Source organism: Bradyrhizobium sp. JR3.5 (assembly GCF_054057015.1).
This window is the reverse complement of the sequence record NZ_JBSRYV010000001.1, coordinates 594234-611409: the sequence shown is the minus strand read 5'-3', so window position 1 is coordinate 611409 and position 17176 is coordinate 594234. Positions and strand designations below refer to the sequence as shown.

Annotated in this window: 13 protein-coding genes and 2 pseudogenes; 2 read left to right on the top strand and 13 right to left on the bottom strand. The window is 60.2% G+C overall.

What is annotated here, in order from left to right; genetic code table 11:
- A complete protein-coding gene (locus ACVWW1_RS02990) occupies window positions 1-531 on the top strand; it encodes an HAD-IIIA family hydrolase (protein WP_456654802.1) in 531 nt (176 codons plus the stop codon).
- 32 nt (window positions 532-563) lie between these two features.
- Here the strand turns inward: ACVWW1_RS02990 and ACVWW1_RS02985 are convergent, their stop codons facing one another.
- The 5 genes and pseudogenes from ACVWW1_RS02985 to ACVWW1_RS02965 all read right to left on the bottom strand — a co-directional run bounded on the left by ACVWW1_RS02985 (window position 564) and on the right by ACVWW1_RS02965 (window position 5745).
- Complete coding sequence (locus ACVWW1_RS02985) at window positions 564-1661, bottom strand: DegT/DnrJ/EryC1/StrS family aminotransferase (RefSeq protein ID WP_456654801.1); 1098 nt, start codon at window positions 1659-1661, stop codon at window positions 564-566.
- A gap of 10 nt (window positions 1662-1671) precedes the next feature.
- Window positions 1672-2139 carry an acyltransferase gene (locus tag ACVWW1_RS02980; RefSeq protein ID WP_456654800.1) on the bottom strand — a complete coding sequence of 156 codons (468 nt, stop codon included), beginning with the start codon at window positions 2137-2139 and terminating at the stop codon, window positions 1672-1674.
- Window positions 2136-3074, bottom strand: coding sequence for a Gfo/Idh/MocA family protein (locus ACVWW1_RS02975; protein ID WP_456654799.1), 939 nt, complete (start codon window positions 3072-3074; stop codon window positions 2136-2138). The genes ACVWW1_RS02980 and ACVWW1_RS02975 overlap by 4 nt, the downstream gene beginning before the upstream one ends.
- Before the next feature lie 350 nt (window positions 3075-3424).
- The gene (locus tag ACVWW1_RS02970) at window positions 3425-4441 is read right to left on the bottom strand and encodes an NAD-dependent epimerase (RefSeq protein WP_456656608.1); all 1017 of its coding nucleotides are present in this window, start codon (window positions 4439-4441) and stop codon (window positions 3425-3427) included.
- Between the two features lie 19 nt (window positions 4442-4460).
- A pseudogene (locus ACVWW1_RS02965) lies at window positions 4461-5745 on the bottom strand (nucleotide sugar dehydrogenase).
- A gap of 443 nt (window positions 5746-6188) precedes the next feature.
- Between ACVWW1_RS02965 and asnB the strand changes: the two are divergent.
- A pseudogene (gene asnB, locus ACVWW1_RS02960) lies at window positions 6189-8126 on the top strand (asparagine synthase (glutamine-hydrolyzing)).
- A gap of 1 nt (window position 8127) precedes the next feature.
- Here asnB and ACVWW1_RS02955 read toward each other — a convergent pair.
- From ACVWW1_RS02955 to ACVWW1_RS02920, 8 genes are all read right to left on the bottom strand, one after another.
- Window positions 8128-9327 (bottom strand): glycosyltransferase, encoded by a 1200-nt coding sequence (locus ACVWW1_RS02955; RefSeq protein ID WP_456654798.1) that lies wholly within the window; start codon window positions 9325-9327, stop codon window positions 8128-8130.
- 84 nt (window positions 9328-9411) lie between these two features.
- Window positions 9412-10218, bottom strand: a complete 807-nt coding sequence (locus ACVWW1_RS02950) for a class I SAM-dependent methyltransferase (RefSeq protein WP_456654797.1) — start codon at window positions 10216-10218, stop codon at window positions 9412-9414.
- 22 nt (window positions 10219-10240) lie between these two features.
- Window positions 10241-11512, bottom strand: coding sequence for a glycosyltransferase (locus ACVWW1_RS02945; RefSeq protein WP_456654796.1), 1272 nt, complete (start codon window positions 11510-11512; stop codon window positions 10241-10243).
- Window positions 11513-11943: 431 nt separating this feature from the next.
- Entirely contained in the window at window positions 11944-14115 is a 2172-nt protein-coding gene (locus tag ACVWW1_RS02940) for a methyltransferase domain-containing protein (RefSeq protein ID WP_456654795.1), read from the bottom strand.
- 37 nt (window positions 14116-14152) lie between these two features.
- Window positions 14153-15037 carry a TylF/MycF/NovP-related O-methyltransferase gene (locus tag ACVWW1_RS02935; RefSeq protein ID WP_456654794.1) on the bottom strand — a complete coding sequence of 295 codons (885 nt, stop codon included), beginning with the start codon at window positions 15035-15037 and terminating at the stop codon, window positions 14153-14155.
- Window positions 15038-15045: 8 nt separating this feature from the next.
- Window positions 15046-15501 carry a Wzt carbohydrate-binding domain-containing protein gene (locus ACVWW1_RS02930; protein ID WP_456654793.1) on the bottom strand — a complete coding sequence of 152 codons (456 nt, stop codon included), beginning with the start codon at window positions 15499-15501 and terminating at the stop codon, window positions 15046-15048.
- A 7-nt stretch (window positions 15502-15508) separates the two neighbouring features.
- A complete protein-coding gene (locus tag ACVWW1_RS02925) occupies window positions 15509-16390 on the bottom strand; it encodes an ABC transporter ATP-binding protein (RefSeq protein WP_456654792.1) in 882 nt (293 codons plus the stop codon).
- A complete protein-coding gene (locus ACVWW1_RS02920) occupies window positions 16387-17136 on the bottom strand; it encodes an ABC transporter permease (RefSeq protein WP_456654791.1) in 750 nt (249 codons plus the stop codon). Before ACVWW1_RS02920 ends, ACVWW1_RS02925 begins: the two co-directional genes overlap by 4 nt.
- Between the last annotated feature and the right edge of the window lie 40 nt (window positions 17137-17176).

The following is a 17176-nucleotide window of genomic DNA, read 5'->3' as shown; positions in this document are numbered from 1 at the left end:
ATGAGCAGCGCTTCCGGAGATCAGGCGCGAAGGCCAGCCATTTTCTTCGATCGCGACGGCGTTTTGAACAAAGACATCGGTTTCCTGTTCGAATGCCACAGACTGGTTTGGATCGAAGGCGCACGCGAGGCTGTAAAGGCCGTCAACGATATGGGCTACTTTGCGTTTGTCGTGACGAACCAGTCAGGCGTCGCAAGAGGGCTTTACGAAGAAGCCCAGGTCCAGCAGCTTCACGACTGGATGGCGGCTGAGCTGGGCAAGATCGGCGCCCATATCGATGCCTTCGAGTACTGCCCCTTCCATCCGGAAGGCATCGTGGAGCGATATCGACGGGTCAGCTATCGCCGCAAGCCTTCGCCAGGTATGATCAATGACCTGCTGGAGCGTTTTCCGATCGATCTCGAACGCAGCTTCCTAGTCGGCGACCAGCCGAGGGATCTTGAGGCGGCGCGCGCCGCTGGTCTAAAGGGATACTTGTTCTCAGGTCCCAATCTGGAGCTGTTCCTGAAGCCTCTGCTGCAGCGAAGCTGAGCCTCGCGCGCGGCACGGGGCCACGATCGCGATCAGAACTTGCGAACCAGATCGATCACCTCGTCCTGCTGCTGACGAGTGATCTCGGCGAACATCGGCAGCGAGAGAATCCGGCCCTGATCGCGATGTGCGTTGGGGAATTGCTCCGGCCGGTGGTTGAACCGCGCATAGGCCGGCAGCAGTGGCAGCGCGGTGGGGTAGTTAATCGCGGTCTGCACGCCATTGGCGTTCAGATGGGCGGCGAGCGCATCGCGGCGCGGATGCCTGATCGTATAGAGATGATAGACGTGGCTGCGCGCCGGCGCGACCTCGGGCACAACGACCTCCTCGATCTGGTTCAGGCCGGCATCATAGACCTCGGCCGCGGCCTGCCGGGCCTTGGTCCAGGCGGCGAGATGCGGCAGCTTGGCCGAGAGGATCGCCGCCTGCATGCCGTCGAGCCGGCTGTTGATGCCTTCGATGTGGTGCTGGTGCTTCACCAGTCCGCCATGGCGCGCCAGCTTGGCCATCTGCTCCGCGAGCGCCGCATCATTGGTGACGGCCGCCCCGGCATCGCCCATCGCGCCGAGATTCTTGCCGGGGTAGAATGAATAGGTCGCCGCCTCGCCGAAGGTGCCGACCATGCGGCCCTTGTAGCGCGCGAGATGGGCTTGGGCGCAGTCCTCGATCACCCACAGCTTGTGCTTTTGTGCGATCGCCATGATGGCGTCCATGTCGGCGGGCTGACCGTACAGATGCACCGGGATGATGCCGACCGTGCGCGGCGTGATCGCGGCCTCGATCGCAGCCGGATCGATCGTGAACGTCGCATCGTCGGTGTCGCAGAACACGACATTGGCGCCGGAATGAGTGATCATCGCGGCGGTCGAAATCCAAGAATGCGCGGTCGTGATCACCTCGTCACCGGGCTTCACTTTCAGCGCCCGCATGGCGAGGTAAAGCGCATCGGTGCCGTTGGCGCAGGACACGCAGTGGGCGACCTCCGCGGCCGCGGCGAACTCCCGCTCGAAGGCGTCGACGTAGCCGCCACGGATGAAGGCGTTGTCGCGGATGACGCCGGCGATCGCCGCATCAATCTCGCCCTTGATCGACTGGTACTGCAGTTGCAGGTCGGCATACGGCACAGCCATCAATCGTCCCCTATCGGCCCGCCAGCAGCCGGCGCGCCGGATTGCCGGCATAGGTGCCGGATATCGTGATGTCCTTGGTCACCACCGCTCCCGCGCCGATGACGACATCGTCGGTGATCCGGACCGGCATGATCGTTGCGTTGGAGCCGATCGACACCCGGTTGCCGATCACGGTCTCGCGCCAGAGCTCCTTGCGGCCGCGTGCCGGGCCGCCGGTCGAGAACGTGTCATTGACGAACATCACGCCATGACCGACGAAGCAATCCTCGCCGATGGTGACCAGTTCGCAGACGAAGGCATGCGATTGCACGCGGGTGCGCGCTCCGACGACCACGCCTTTCTGGATTTCGGTGAACGGCCCAACGAAGCAATCGTCGCCGAGCTTGCAGCCGTAGAGATTGGAGGGCTCGACGACCTTGACGCGTGCGCCGAACGCGACATCGCGCACGCCGACCTGATGCACTTCCGGCCGGTTCACGAAACGACACCCAGCCGGCTCAAACGCGGGGTAAAGCGCAGCGCAACTTCCTCGCCGGTCTCGACCGACTCATAGAGCGCCGAAATCAGCTCGAGGCTCTTGCGGCCCTCGAGCCCGTCGACCAGCGCGGCGCGCTGGTTCTCCAGGCAGTCGACCACGTGATGGTAGTAGGCCTGATGGCCGAAGCCGTAGACGTTGGGCGGGTTGACCGAGAACTTCTCGACGACATCCTTGTCCGACGGCAGTTCGTCGACAAAGCGCCAGTGCCGGATCTGGTTGACCGCGAAACCCGATATCTCGACGGTGCCCTTCTCGCCCAGGATCGACAGCGAGCCCTCGAGATCGGTCGGACGTGCCGCGGTGGTCGCCTCGATGATCCCGAGCGCGCCGTTGCGGAACTTCAGCGTTGCGACGGCGGTGTCCTCGGTTTCGATCTTGGCCAGCGCCGTCGTCGCGCGCGCATGCACGCTCACGACGTCGCCGAAGAACCACTCCAGCATGTCGACATGGTGGCTGGCTTGATTGGTCAGCACGCCGCCGTCATAGGCCCAGGTGCCGCGCCAATCGTCCTGGTCGTAATAGGCCTGGTCGCGGCACCAGCGCACCCGCACCGTGCCCAGGATGAGCTTGCCGAAGCGGCCGGCATCGAGCGCCTCGCGCGCTTTGACCACCGGCACGTTGAAGCGGTTCTGTTTGACAATGAACATCTTTACGCCGGCCTTATCGCAGGCCCGGATCATGTCGTCCGCGTCCTGCAGCCGCAGCGCCATCGGCTTCTCGACCACGACATGCTTGCCGGCCCTGGCGCAGGCAATCACATGCGCCGGGTGCAGCCCGCTCGGCGTCAGCACGGCAACCGCGTCGATGTCCTTTCGCGCCAGGAACTCGTCCATGTCGTAGTGCGCAGCAACGCCGAACTTCCCCAGCGACCGCATCGGCGCGCGCGCGGATCGGATCGCACACCGCAACCAGGCTCGCCTCTTCGATGTGATTGCCACCCAGGAGATCGGAGTGGCGCTTGGCGATACGCCCGCACCCGAGCAGGCCAAATCTGATCATGCAACAGGCCCTGTCTTGTCTCGTGACCAGCCATCGTGGCCAGCCGAAAAGCCGAGGGAACAAGCGGCCTTGCGAGCCGCACGGTAGCGTTCCATTACCCAGAAAATCCGGGATAAAGCAAGACCATGCGCTGATCAGGCAACGGACGACACGCCGATCCCACCACATTCGTCGCCGGGCGCGGGAGCAGCCCGGTCCATTGCCGACCACGACTGTCGGCTCCGCGTCAAACCTTATGGTACTCCCGGTACCACTTTATGAATCGTGCGACCCCGTCCTCGATGGGGGTCGAAGGCCGAAATCCGATGTCCTGCGTCAGATCCTCGATATCGGCATACGTCGCCGGCACATCGCCGGGCTGCATCGGCAACAGCTCCTTGATTGCTGTCCGACCAAGCTCCTTTTCCAGCAAAGATACGACGCGCAACAGCTCCTCGGGGTTGTTGTTGCCAATATTGTAGATCTTCCAGGGCGCCCTGCTGCTCGAGGGATCGGGCGCGGCCGTGGCGGGCATTGATTTCGGCTGAGGTGGGCGCCCCATCAGGCGGATAATCGCCTCGGCGATATCGTCGACGAAGGTGAAGTCACGGCGCATATCGCCGTTGTTGAACAACTTGATCGGCGTTCCACTCAAAATCGCTTTGGCGAAAATGAACATGGCCATGTCCGGACGGCCCCATGGACCATACACCGTGAAGAACCGCAATCCGGTGGCAGGGATGCCGTATAGATGGCTGTACGAGTGCGCCATCAGCTCATTGGCCTTCTTCGATGCGGCATACAGGCTGATCGGATGGTCGACATTGTCGTGCACCGAAAAGGGCAGTTTTGTATTGCTGCCATAGACCGATGACGACGACGCAAACAGCAGGTGTCCGCACCCGTTGTGGCGACACCCTTCAAGAATATTGATGAAGCCTTCCAGATTCGCATCCACATAGGCGTGCGGATGCTCCAGCGAATAGCGGACGCCAGCCTGAGCGGCAAGATGTACGACCACGGGAAAGCGATGCTCGGCAAAAAGCGACTTGATGCCCGCGCGATCCGTCAAGTCGAGCTTCACGAAGGTGAAGTTCGGATCGCGCTTCAAGATTTCGAGACGCGCTTCTTTCAGTCGCGGATCGTAATAGTCGTTGACGATGTCCAGGCCGACGACCTTGCGGCCGGCCGCCAGGAGGCGCTGGGTAACATGAAAGCCGATGAACCCGGCAGCTCCAGTGACCAGTGGTGTATCGTTCGACATCGCTTTCTCAGCCATTGTTCTATAGCCGCCAGAGCTCGATGCCGGCGGGCGTCACCTTGCGCTCGAGCTTCGCCTTGACGTCCAGGATGAGGCCGGTTCCGCCGTCCAACAGTCGCTGAAAACAGCGGCCAGCCACCCGCAAGATAGCTGTCATGTGCCACGGCCAGGATCACCGCATCCGCCGGGCGCAAGGCATCCAGATCAGTGAGCGTGAGCCCGTATTCGTGCTTCGCATCCTCCGCGTTCGCGAGAGGGTCGTGCACCTGCACGTGGATACCAAACGTCTCGAGCTCGCGAATGATGTCGACCACGCGGGAGTTGCGCGTGTCCGGAACGTTCTCCTTGAAGGTCAGACCGAGGACCGTGACGGTGCCACCCTTCCCCTTGCCGCGGAACAGCATGCGAACACATTCCCGGGCGATGCGCTGACCCATGCCATCATTGATCCGGCGACCGGCGAGGATGACCTCCGGATGGTAGCCCGCTCGCTCGGCACGGAACGTCAGATAGTAGGGGTCGACGCCGATGCAATGGCCACCGACGAGGCCGGGCTGAAACGGCAGAAAATTCCATTTGGTGCCCGCGGCCGCCAAAACGTCGCCGGTGTCGATATTCAGGACCTGGAAGATCAGCGACAGTTCGTTCATGAACGCGATGTTGAGATCGCGCTGCGTGTTCTCGATGACCTTGGCGGCCTCGGCCACCTTGATGGAAGGCGCGCGATGAATGCCAGCCGTCACGACGGACCCGTAAACATCGGCAACGATGTCGAGTGTTTCCGGATCCTGAGCAGAGACGACCTTCATGATGGTCTCGAAACGGTGCAGCTTGTCACCGGGATTGATCCGCTCGGGAGAGTACCCGACCGCGAAGTCCACACCCGGCTTCAAACCCGAGACCTCCGCCAGGATGGGGATACATTCCTCTTCGATCGCGCCGGGATAAACCGTCGATTCGTAGACGATGATGTCGCCCTTCTTGAGTACACCACCGACCGTCCGCGATGCGGCCATCATCGCCCCCAGATCCGGCCGGTGCGCATCGTCAATTGGCGTCGGCACGGTGACGATGAAAAAATCCGAGCTACGGATCGCCGCGGGATCCACGCTGAACGTCAGCGAAGCATGGCGAAGGTCGTCGGCGTCGACTTCACGCGTCCGGTCATCCCCCTTGCTTAGCTCGGCGACACGGCTCACGTCCACGTCAAAACCGACGACGGGAAGACCCTTGCGCGCGAAAGCAACCGCAACGGGAAGCCCGACATAACCCAATCCAATAACTGCAATCTTTCGGGAATTTGACATCAAGAAAGTTCCGGCCCAGGCTCACCATCGACGCCGGTTGTTTAGCCGCCCTACCGCTTGCGTCGCAAGAGCGAAAGTCCTTAAAATTCCAAGGATTTTGCGGCAAAAAGCCTATGCTATTGCCAGCGCGACCCAAACAGAATAGCAAGGTAAGCTGCCCGCTCCCGCCCCTCTTGCGCCTTTTGAGGCACCTGCGACACACCCGCATGCGTCGGACCTTGATTTCTGTCGCCCCCAGTCCTGGTGTCGCCAGCTTTGTTCGATCGGCTCCACTCGAGATCACTTTCTTGGCTATTGGTTCGGGCCTGAGCCGGGCCGTCAACCTTCGATTGCCGCCTATTCCCGTGGTCCAAATGCGATTTGAACTCATGCCGCGGCAACGGCAATTGCCCGGGCTCGGTCGCTGCCCACCGACCTATTTGCAAGCCTTCCTGTAGGGCACGATGTGTGGAATCGCCGGATTTCTCGCGGACCCCAACCGTCGGACATCGATTGACCAGCTAAAATCCATCGCTGACGCCATGGACGTCAGCCTGGAACATCGCGGCCCCGACGATCATGGCGTGTGGGTCGATGCCGAAGCTGGTGTTGCGCTCGTTCACCGCCGCCTGTCGATCGTGGATCTTTCGCCCGCCGGACACCAGCCGATGCACTCGGCCGACGGCCGCTTCGTGATCGTCTACAATGGCGAAGTCTACAGCCACCTTCCGATCCGGGCCGAGATCGAAGCGACCGGTCATCGTTTTCGCGGACACTCGGACACCGAGATCCTGCTCGAATCGTTTGCCCGATACGGAATCCGCGCGACGGCCGACCGCGACTGATCGGAATGTTTGCGATCGCGATCTGGGACAGGCAACTGCGAATCCTGAAGCTCATTCGCGATCGTCTCGGTATCAAGCCGATCTATTGGGCCAAGTTCGGCGGACTGTTCATGTTCGGCTCGGAGCTCAAGGCGCTTCGCCAGCATCCGGGATGGACGCCTCGGATCGAACCGGCCGCGGTCGCCTCGTTCATGCGCCATAACTACATCCCCGCTCCGCACACGATCTATCGGGATGTCCACAAACTCGAGCCGGGAACCATTCTGACACTGGAGTTCGGTCGCGAACCGCAAACCGAGAAATTCTGGGATGCTCGCCAGGTGGCTCTCGACGGGCTGAGCAATCCGCTCACCGGAGACGACGCCTCGCTGATCGAACAGCTCGAGACGCTTCTTGTCGATGCCGTCCGCAAGCGAACGGTGGCGGACGTGCCGCTCGGGGCCTTCCTCTCAGGCGGCGTTGATTCATCGACCGTCGTCGCGTTGATGAAGGCCGCGAATGTCGGACCGGTCAAAACGTTTTCGATCGGCTTTGAGCAAAAGGCCTTCAACGAGGCCCCCCACGCCGCCGCGATCGCCAGGCATCTCGAGACCGACCACACCGAACTCATCGTGACTTCGCAGGAAGCGCTCGAAGTCGTGCCGAAGCTTTCCGAAATCTTCGACGAGCCGTTCGCCGACTCGTCGCAGATTCCGACCTACCTGGTTTCGGCGATGACACGCAAGCACGTCACCGTCGCTCTTTCCGGCGATGGCGGTGACGAACTGTTCTCAGGCTATAACCGCTATCAGCTGACCCGGCGTTCCTGGAGGATGCTTTCGTTGGTGCCGACCTCCCTGCGAAAGGCATTTGCGGCGGGCCTGACTTCGGTCAGCTCGGAGCGATGGAACAACATTTTCGACTACCTTCCAGAGCATAGCTATCCACGGCTGCCCGGCGACAAGATCCATAAATTCGCGAACGTGCTCGGGTTGAACGATGCCGAGGAACTGTACAGGAAGCTGATCAGCCATTGGGACCCGGCTCGTATCGCGCCTGGCGTGGCGGAAGCTCGTGGAGTCTTGTGGGATAGCTCGGTACGAGCCGACTTTCCGAATTTGCTCGATCGAATGCAATTCCTCGACTCGGTGACGTATCTTCCCGACGATATCTTGACGAAGGTCGATCGTGCGAGCATGGCGGTCGCGCTTGAAGCAAGAGTGCCGCTTCTCGATCACCGCGTTGTCGAAATGGCTTGGCGGCTGCCGCACTCCGTCAAGATCCGGCGCGGCGTCAGCAAATGGTTGTTACGTCAGGTTCTGTATCGTCACGTTCCGAGACATCTCATCGAGCGTCCAAAGATGGGCTTCTCAGTTCCACTCGACGAGTGGTTGCGCGGCCCGTTGCGGCAATGGGCGGAAAATCTGCTTTCGGAGAAGCGGTTGCGCGAGACGGATTTCTTCGACGTCGCACTTATTCGCCGGCACTGGACCGAGCACCTGTCGCGCAAGCGCAAATTGGCAGTACGCGCTGTGGGATGTCCTGATGTTTGAAGCCTGGCGTGAACGCTGGGGCTAGATCATTTCGAAAGCCGGATGCTCGGGATCTCGCCCGGACGCTTGCCCTCCAGCAAACCGCGATAAAGATCCTCGTAGCGCGACACACAAGCATCCAGGCTGAAGCTCTCTTGGGCTCGGTCTGCGGCCTTCGTGCCCATCCTGGCGCGCAATGCCCCGTCCGCCGAGAGGCGAAGGATCGCCTCGCTCATCGCCTTGGGATCACGCGGCGGCACAATAAACCCGGTTTCTCCGTCGATATTCACCTCGGGGTTTCCCCCAACGTCCGTCGCGATCACCGGAAGTCCGGCCGCCATGCTCTCGAGGACAGCGTTCGAGAACCCCTCCTCGTGCGAGGACAGAACACTGACGTCCGCCCCACACAGAAGATCGGGCACGTCGCTTCTCGAACCGAGAAAGAGCACGTTATCCGCGATTTTCAGATTCGCCGCTTGTTCGCGTAGCTTCCCGCCGATGCCGTCGTCTCGCCCCACCACCAATAGTCTCCAGCCAGCGGGCAAGCGGGCGGAAGCCATCGAGAAGGCCACGAGCAGGTCCTGATGCCCTTTGTAGGGGATGAGGTTTGCCACAATGACGAAAACAAGGGCGTCCTGATCGATCTTGAGGGACGTACGCATGCTCTGCCGGACCGTCGAAGACTTCTGATAGTTGGCGAAATCGATCCCGTTGTAGATCAGGCCCAGCCGATCTGCCCGGACATTTTCGTCATCGTGCAGTTGGCGCACCACGCTGTTCGAATTTCCGAGAATGGCCGTCATGTAGCGATGCAGCCTAGCCTCGATCGCGGGGCTAAAGCGCATGTTGCGCTGATAGTAGTTGAGGCTTCGCCGACTCATGATCCGAACGGGAACGCGGGCCAGGATCGACGCCGGCGCTCCCAGGATGTAGGCCCCAGGCAAAAAGAAATGAGCGATCGCTGGCCGAAATCGGCGCATGACCCGGGAAAGCCAGAACACCGTCTCAGCGAGACGCGCGAGGCTTCGTATCCGTGATACGCCGCCGGAACGTCGCACGGCCGGACAGGCTATCACCTCGAAGCCGGCCGCCTCCAGACCGTCCGCGAGCTTGCCTCTTTCAGTCAGGCAACAAACTACCGGCTTCCATCGGGCGCGATCCAGCCTCGGGATGATTTGCGTCAAATGGCGTTCGGCTCCCCCGACATCGAGGGAGCCTATCACGTATATGATCGGGCGTGGGCTCATTGCCTAGAAATCGATGACATCCTCGCCGCGACCGCGCGTGTCGTCGCGATCCCATGGCCGCTGGGACGTAGCACCGCCCCGCTATCAATTCCGAACGAACAGGAACTCGGTATTGGCTTCGCCGGTAGCGATCTTCTCGAGCTTGAAGCCTAGCTTCTCCACGAAATCGGTGGCGTCCTTGTCGTAGACGAACTCCATGGGCCAGCCGCCAAGCCAATCGCGGATGTCGGTAAACTTGTTCATGCCGCGCATTTTCTTGTATTCCCGCACCCGCCGTATGAACGCCGGCAAGTTGCGCGGATCCTTGTACATCTCGAAACGCCAGACGTACCAACCGTCCATCAGCCTGCGTTGCAGCCAACCGGAAGCCACATAGCGGCGCTTCACATCAAGCCAGAATTCCGGCGTCGGATCCTTTTGTACGTCAGCCGAGTAGAGTGCGATGTAGAACAGCCCACCCGGCTTCACGCGGCTGGCTGCATTCTGGATCGCATGCCAGACCTCACCGGTGTGATGCAGCACACCCCACGAATAGACCAGATCGTAGAGCGGCAATTTGGCGACGTAAGCATCGTCGAGAACCGACCCCTGCTCCGCGGTCCAATTGGTGGGATTGCCCACTTGCGACTGGACAAATTTGCTCGCCCGGACTGAATCCGCATCATAGTCGAAGCCGTCCACCCGGGCGGCGCCCGCATCCAGCATGGCGACCGAATGCAAACCGCTGCCACAGCCAATGTCGAGAATGGACAGCCCATCGAGACTGGAACGTCCCATAAACTGAAGGATGTGACGCTTCGAAGTCTGAACCTTCTCGGTGTCAAAATTCTTCTGAATGAAGTCGTGCCAGTTCTTTCCGAACTCGAAGCGCTTTTCTTCTATCTGGTCCATGAAATTGTCCTCTGGAATCCGTTTAACCATACACCGCGAGCGTTTCATCGATCGCACGCTGAACCCCGAAGCGCTTAAACGCGAACTCAGGACCATCTTTGGCCGCGGCCTCTCGCCAGTGGCCGTCTCGCAAAAGACGCACGATTTGGCAAGCACTCGATGCCGCGTCCCAGCCCTGGAGAACCCAACCTGACTTGCCGTGATTGACGGCCTCCGGCGCGCCGCCCGCTGGCGTCGTCACTGCGGGTACCCCCAGGAACTGCGCTTCGACCAGAACGTTCGGAAGCCCCTCCGCACGGGACGTCAGAAGCATCAAGTCCATGCTGGCGATAGCGGCCATTGACTCCTTCAGATGCCCGGCGAAAAAGACCGCCCCCGCCAAATCTTCCGCGGCCGCGCGAGCCTCCAAGGTTGCACGCAGAGGTCCATCGCCAACGATCAGAAAACGCGCCTCGGGCAGATCTCGGCGGACGAGCGCGGCTATCTCCAGCCACAGCATGGGACATTTTTCCTCGGTGAAGCGCATCACGGTGCCTACAACCAACGCTCCGGGTTCAATCCCGACGCGCTGTCGGAGTTCGGCACAATCCGCCTTGTACCCCGCCAGTTCGGCCTCATCAAAGGCATAGCCATTGCGAACAACGCCGATCGAGTTCCTGGCCAATCCGAGCCACGCTTCGTAAGCCCTCGCACCGGCCGCGCTGTTGTTGATCATCTTCACCCCCGGCTGACGCGCGAGCCACCGGTAGCCTTCACGCATGTAGGGCTGATGAAAAACGAAATTGATCGGCGGCAGACTGCGTTGCGAGATGATGATCTTTGGAACGCCCGTCAGCACCGCTGCGATGCCCCCCTTGATGTTGACTTCGTCGAGCCACAGATGAGCAATCTCGGGCTGTTGCGCCGCCAATGTCTTGGCATAGAGAGCCACGTCGTCCCGCAGTTCCAGTGGCAGGGTATCAACGACAGCTCCCAACGCCGGATCGAGCTTACTGTCAACTTCAGCGCCGATGACACTGGCTGCAATATCCCTGGACTCCAGCTCCGGCAGGAAGAACCGGCTGACCGGCGTGGATAGGTTGACGCACGCAACGCGGATGTTCGGCTTCCTGCCATCACGAAGCCCTTGCGCCGTGACCACCAGCTGGCGCTCTGCACCACCTGGACCAAGTGTTCCAATCATCATCGTCACGCCGCGCTGCCGTGCAAACGAGTTCCTTGCGCCCGAGATCCCGTGCCGTTTCAACCGGGCACTGAACTGCCTCAGCGCACGATGATGACGTCCATCAGGCATCGCCAGAACGAGCTTGAGAATTAGACGCTCAACACGCTCTGCGATGCTGAGTTTCCGCCGGATTACGCGCCAACAGAGGCCGACAGCGGGCCATATTCGACCAAGCGAATAAATATATATCCTTGAACGTGACGGATGGAGGCCGGCGCAGCCGGTGCCGCTTGATAAATGCAATCGTGCGGTGTGGCAGATTGCGACGGATCGCCTTTACGAATGTCCTTGCTACGAATTTTGGACCTGCTGCAAACATGGAAACGGTCCGCTCCGGCGGCCGCCACGCAGTATTGCCCTTCGTTTGTTCCTCCTTGCCCACGTTCTTTGCCCCCTAGACAAACGGCCTGGCAGGCCTTCGTTCACATCCCGCGATCATGACTCGCCCGATCCTGCCGGACAGGCACGATGGGTTCGCCACCGTCGACCCATTTGCTCGCTCACGATCGATAGATCCAGGACGAGAGTTTGGCCGTAAACCACTGCAGCGCCCAAGATCGTTGCGGTTGATCTGCCTTCTCTGCAACAGGATCGGGCGGCGAACTCGCGGCCTCAACAATCTCGCCATCAACTGCTGAACGGACGGCAATTCCAGCACGAGCGGCGAGCATCCCGTCGGCCATGAGCTTTACGCTGAAGGACGTCTTGACGTGCTCCGGCGCCAATTGCGCAGCTTTTTCTCTCCAGCGCAAATTGCCGAGCAAGTCAACGATCGTATCAGCCATAACCCGCGCCGTTGCATCGGGCTTAAATATCTGCCCCGTCTTGCTATCCAGCACAGCCTCGGGAGCACCTCCGGCAGACGTCGTAGCTACGGGAACCCCAAGCGCCTGGGCTTCGAGAATAACGTTTGGAAAACCCTCGATACGGGACGCCAGAAAGAACAGATCCATCGCTGCGATTGCGGCGGCTGGACGCAGTTCCAGATTGGTGAATATCAATGCGCCGGTCAGCCCAAGCTGTTCGGCGCGAGCGCGAACATCATCGAACCGCGCGCCATTGCCCACCAGCAGGAAGCGCACATTCGGCATCTTCTCGCGTATCATCGCAGCGACATCGAGCCAAAGGAATGGACGCTTCTCCGTCATCATTCTGAAAACGCCACCAACGATCAGCGTCTTCTCATCGATCCCCAGCGTGGCACGGTACTGTCTTCTCAAGACCGCTGTTCTGGCATCATTGTCGAGGTCAATTCCGTTGTGCACGACCTTAATCGCTCCCTCCGGAAGCTCCAGCCACTCGGCATACGCTCGCGCACCGGCTTGGCTGTTATTGAGCATCTGCAGGCTCGGTTGCTTTGCCAGGAACCGATAACAATCACGATGGTATCCGTGATAGTAAGGGAAATGGTAGGATGGCATATTCCGGAAGCAGAGCAATGTTCGGGGAATCTGCAGTACGGTCGCCGCAATGCCCCCCTTGATGCAGACTTCGTCCATCCAGAGATACACTGTCTCAGGATTCACGTCCGCGAGAAGGTCGTAGTAGGCCCTTACGTCAGCGAGCTCGGGTGGCAACACTTCGAACGGATCAGGATTCGCTATCTTGTCGGATCCAGTCGGAGACTTTGCGGCCGAGAAGCCATCGATGATCCTGACGCCCGCCTTCTGCAGCCGGGCTCGAAAAAAATTCTCGCGCTCCGTCGCCGGCGGATGGACCAGCGCCACCGCAACTGAATCCACCCCGCGCGATACGAGCTGTTCGACCAAGGCGACCATCTGCCGTTCAGCGCCCCCCGGGCCCAACGAACCAATGATCATCAATATTCCACTGAGATCCGACAATGACTTTGCCGCCGGCACTTTCGACATCGCCTGAGCAGCAAGAGTCTGAAACGTCGTCAATTGCTTCTCATAATCCGTCGCGCGCCCCTTCTGCCCGATGTACAGAAGTCGGTTCCCTGCCCCAGCCTGACTTGGCTTGTTCAGGCGTATCTTCTGAAGCCAATCCGGCAGCGGATCAACGATAGGCTTTCCGCTCCAGAAGGCATCGTGCGGGACAAAGATGTTGTCGTCGAATCCGACCTGGTGCGTTACCACTTCATCAAAACCAAATCGCGAGAGAAGCGTCTTCAGCGACGTTTGATCGAGTGAGCGTACGTGCTGCCAACGGTGGAATAGCAAATTGCTGACCGGGCAGTACGCCATGTCCAGATCAAGGTCTTCGTTGTTAGGGGTTGTGATGACCAACATCCCGCCGGGGCGCACAAAACGCGCCAGACGGTCGAGCGTGGCATCCAGGACTTCGTCCAGGACGTGCTCGATGACCTCGGACATGATCACGACATCAAAAGTCTCCGTCGAGTCATCTCCCACGACGCCCAGAAATCCGTCGAAATTCTCCAGCGCACGCTGCAGATTTGCCGCCCGCCCTTTCGACGGCTCGTATCCCGCCACGGTAAGGCCCCGCTGGGCCATGAAGCGAAGAAGGTGACCGTCGCCGGCACCGAAATCGAGAATGCGCCCGTGCTTCGGAAGGATGTGATCGATAGCTGTAATGACGCTACGGCCCCCAAGCTTCGCGAAACTGAGTTCGGTTAGCCGGGTCTGCCCCACATTGTCCCAGAACCGATTGACCAGTTCAGGAGTCCACTTCAAGCGTTCCGCAGCCATCTCAGAGCCTCATCATACGAAGTAGCTAAGCTCCATCCTACTGCCTAATCGCGAAGGCCTGTCCGGTTGGCAAGAGCGCGAGGTTCTCGGCCTTCGATTCGAAGAATTCGTCAGCTGCCTGTTTCGCACCCGGGCATGATTTGAACCCGTGGTCGTCGAGCAGGATAATGCCGCCCGCAACCATGCGAGGATAGAAGAACTGCAGCGAGTCGAGCGTAGGCTGGTAGAGATCGACATCGATGTGCACAAAGCGAAACCGGCAGTCGGCCGCCTCGGCAAATCGCGTGGGGATCCAGCCCTTGTAGATCCGATAGTTGTCGAACTCTCGCAGGCTCTGCTTCAACTCATCTTCGGCCGCGGTCAGAGAGCCCTTCCGCCAGTAGGTGCCGTCGACGGAAGTCGGCTCAGACAATCCCTCGAAACTGTCGAAGAGATGAATGGAGATCGGCATTTTCCTGAAGGCCTGGCACAGCAGGTAGGCCGTCGCGCCCTTGTACGTGCCGCATTCGGCGGCATCGCCATCGAGATGGAGCACGAGCTTCAGCAACTCATTCATCGCATATTTGCGATCAAGCGAATGCCAGTTACCTACGTCCATGAACCGCATGTAATAGGCAAGGAATGCCTCATCCTCGAGGAATATCCGGGCAAACTCGGAGAATTTGAACGTCGGATAGATGGCTGTCGTCAGCGCCTCGGCGGAGAGATAGCGCTCGAACTCCGAGGATTGGGGCTCCAGACCACGCTTCAAGATCGTAAGAAGTTGAACAGCCTTGTCCGGCGCAAGGCCCTCGATCTCCGCCGCGAGCCGAGCAGCATCGGAGCTGTAGACCGGGGCCGGAGCCGGTTGCACCGGCGCCGGAGCGGATTGCGCCGGGGCCTCGCTCTCGGTCCGCGCGCGCGTTCCCAGCAACGGCGCCATTATTCGCTTCAACATCCTCCGACAGCTCCGCGTGCCCGAGCGACATCCTCGCGTTCAGACGAGATCACAATCTCACTCTCCAGATTGACCAGGGCCGTCGTGAAGGCCCCCTGCGTACCAATGACCCGGAATTGGATGGCATCCTCGACAAAATCGATCTTTGCTCCATCATGGAGGTGTGCGGCGCCGAGCGTCAAAAAAAAGTCGCCCGCGGCCAACCACATCTTGCAATCGCACGCGATTGTCAGAACGTCGCCGGCGCGGGCCTGCCACGGCACGCCGTGGCTGGTCAGGTTCGTCGCCCCCCATACAACAGTTCCCCTACGGTCCTTGATTGCAAAACCACAGGACAATGCCGCAATGTCCGCGTCGCAGCGTAACCGCATCGATAAGCGATAGCTACCTCCACTGTTGAGGAGCGTCGCACGTCGCCCGTGCTCATCGAATATGTCCCAATCGAGCAAGCGCCCTTCACCCGTCCCATATCGAACCTTCGGCGCGACATCCTCCGTTGGCGGATCGGAAAGCGCCCGCACTCTCGACAGCAACCTGACTGATGGAATTCTCCAGCTCAGGCGGCGGCGCAGCTTCGGGCTCGATCGCCGTCGGGGCCTCCGGCTTGCCAAACAGCAGATTGTGATAGATCACCGATATCGGCCCGGCCTGACCTTCCGCGAAGACGCGCCCGCCTTCCAGAATCAGCGCGCGATCGCAGAAAGTCGTGATCGTGTTGGTGTCGTGGGACACGAGCAATATCGTCGCGTTCTTCTGCTTCAGCCGCTGGATCCAGCCGAAGCATTTCATCTGAAAGCGCGCATCGCCAACCGATAAGGCTTCGTCAACGATCAGGATATCAGGCTCGACGCTGATCGCCGTGGCGAACGTGAGGCGCGCCTGCATCCCGGTGGAATAGGTCTTGAACGGCTGGTCGATAACGTCCCGTAATTCGCTGAAATCGATGATCGAATCCAGCTTGCGCTCGATCTCCGCCTTCGGCATGCCGAGGCACAGGCCGCCCATGAAGATATTCTCGCGTCCGGTGTAGTCCGGGTGAAAGCCAGTTCCGAGCTCGAGGATGGCGGTGATCCGGCCATTGACTTCCAGATCACCCGACGAGCGCTCGAGTGTTCCGGCGATGATCTTGAGCAGCGTCGATTTTCCGGCCCCATTGCGCCCGAGAATTCCGACGATCTCACCACGCTTGAGATCGAGATCGACGGCCTGAAGAGCCACGCGCTCGGTGTGGCGTGGAACGCGGCGAATAACTTCGACGAGCGGGTCGATTGCGTGCGCATAGACGCGGTACGCCTTGCGCAACCCGCGGGCATGGATGGCAATTTCGGTTCCGGTCATAGCGCGTCACCGAAGCCGTGTTTCAAGCGGGAGAACACCGCGTAGCCAATTGCCAAGCAGGAAAACGCACCCAAGGGAAAAACAATCCAGGCCGCCGGATGTTGAAAGCCTCCGAAATAGAGCGCGTCCTGCCAGCACCAAACCTGGTAACTGAACGGATTCAGGTGAAAAACCCAACTCATCCAACTCAGCGTTGCATAGGGATTGAACAGGATGGGCTGCGCGAACAGGTTGACCGCGCAGAAGATCGTCACGATGTCTCGCAAGTCGCGAAAGAAGATTCCGAGGGCCGAGAGCATGAGAGCGACGCCGGTCATCGCAACCAGCTGGATCGCAATCAGGAACGGGATTGTCAGAATCATGAAGGTCAGCGTCCCGCTGATCGCAGCGTAGCCGATCGTGAACAAGAGCGCGATCGAGTATGGAAGCGCGGAAGCGATCGCAGTTTTGACCGGCAGAACCACAACCGGAAAAATGATCTGCTTCACGAGGCTCGCGTGAGCGGTCAATATCGTGGTGGAGCGCGCCAGCAAATCCTGAAACGCCAGCCAGGAGACGATCCCGATCAAGACGTTGACGGCAAAGTCCGGATGCCCGCCGCTGCTGCCTACGCGCGTCGGGAATACATAAGCGAACAGGAGCGAGTACATCAGCATGAGCAGCAGCGGATGGCCGTAAGCCCACAGCGCGCCCAGAAGCTGCCCGGTGTGACGATCACGCAATTCACGCTTCACGAGCTCGGCCACGAGCTCGCGGTGCCCATATACCGAGCCAAGAAGTGACGGC

Bases quoted from the DNA above. Each gene is read 5' to 3' on its own strand.
- ACVWW1_RS02975 (WP_456654799.1), bottom strand. From the start codon at position 3,074: ATGCGGTCGCTGGGGAAGTTCGGCGTTGCTGCGCACTACGACATGGAC.
- ACVWW1_RS02950 (WP_456654797.1), bottom strand. From the start codon at position 10,218: ATGGACCAGATAGAAGAAAAGCGCTTCGAGTTCGGAAAGAACTGGCAC.
- ACVWW1_RS02935 (WP_456654794.1), bottom strand. From the start codon at position 15,037: ATGGCGCCGTTGCTGGGAACGCGCGCGCGGACCGAGAGCGAGGCCCCG.
- ACVWW1_RS02945 (WP_456654796.1), bottom strand. From the start codon at position 11,512: ATGCCTGATGGACGTCATCATCGTGCGCTGAGGCAGTTCAGTGCCCGG.
- ACVWW1_RS02970 (WP_456656608.1), bottom strand. From the start codon at position 4,441: ATGTCGAACGATACACCACTGGTCACTGGAGCTGCCGGGTTCATCGGC.
- ACVWW1_RS02955 (WP_456654798.1), bottom strand. From the start codon at position 9,327: ATGAGCCCACGCCCGATCATATACGTGATAGGCTCCCTCGATGTCGGG.
- ACVWW1_RS02940 (WP_456654795.1), bottom strand. From the start codon at position 14,115: ATGGCTGCGGAACGCTTGAAGTGGACTCCTGAACTGGTCAATCGGTTC.
- ACVWW1_RS02925 (WP_456654792.1), bottom strand. From the start codon at position 16,390: ATGACCGGAACCGAAATTGCCATCCATGCCCGCGGGTTGCGCAAGGCG.
- ACVWW1_RS02985 (WP_456654801.1), bottom strand. From the start codon at position 1,661: ATGGCTGTGCCGTATGCCGACCTGCAACTGCAGTACCAGTCGATCAAG.
- ACVWW1_RS02990 (WP_456654802.1), top strand. From the start codon at position 1: ATGAGCAGCGCTTCCGGAGATCAGGCGCGAAGGCCAGCCATTTTCTTC.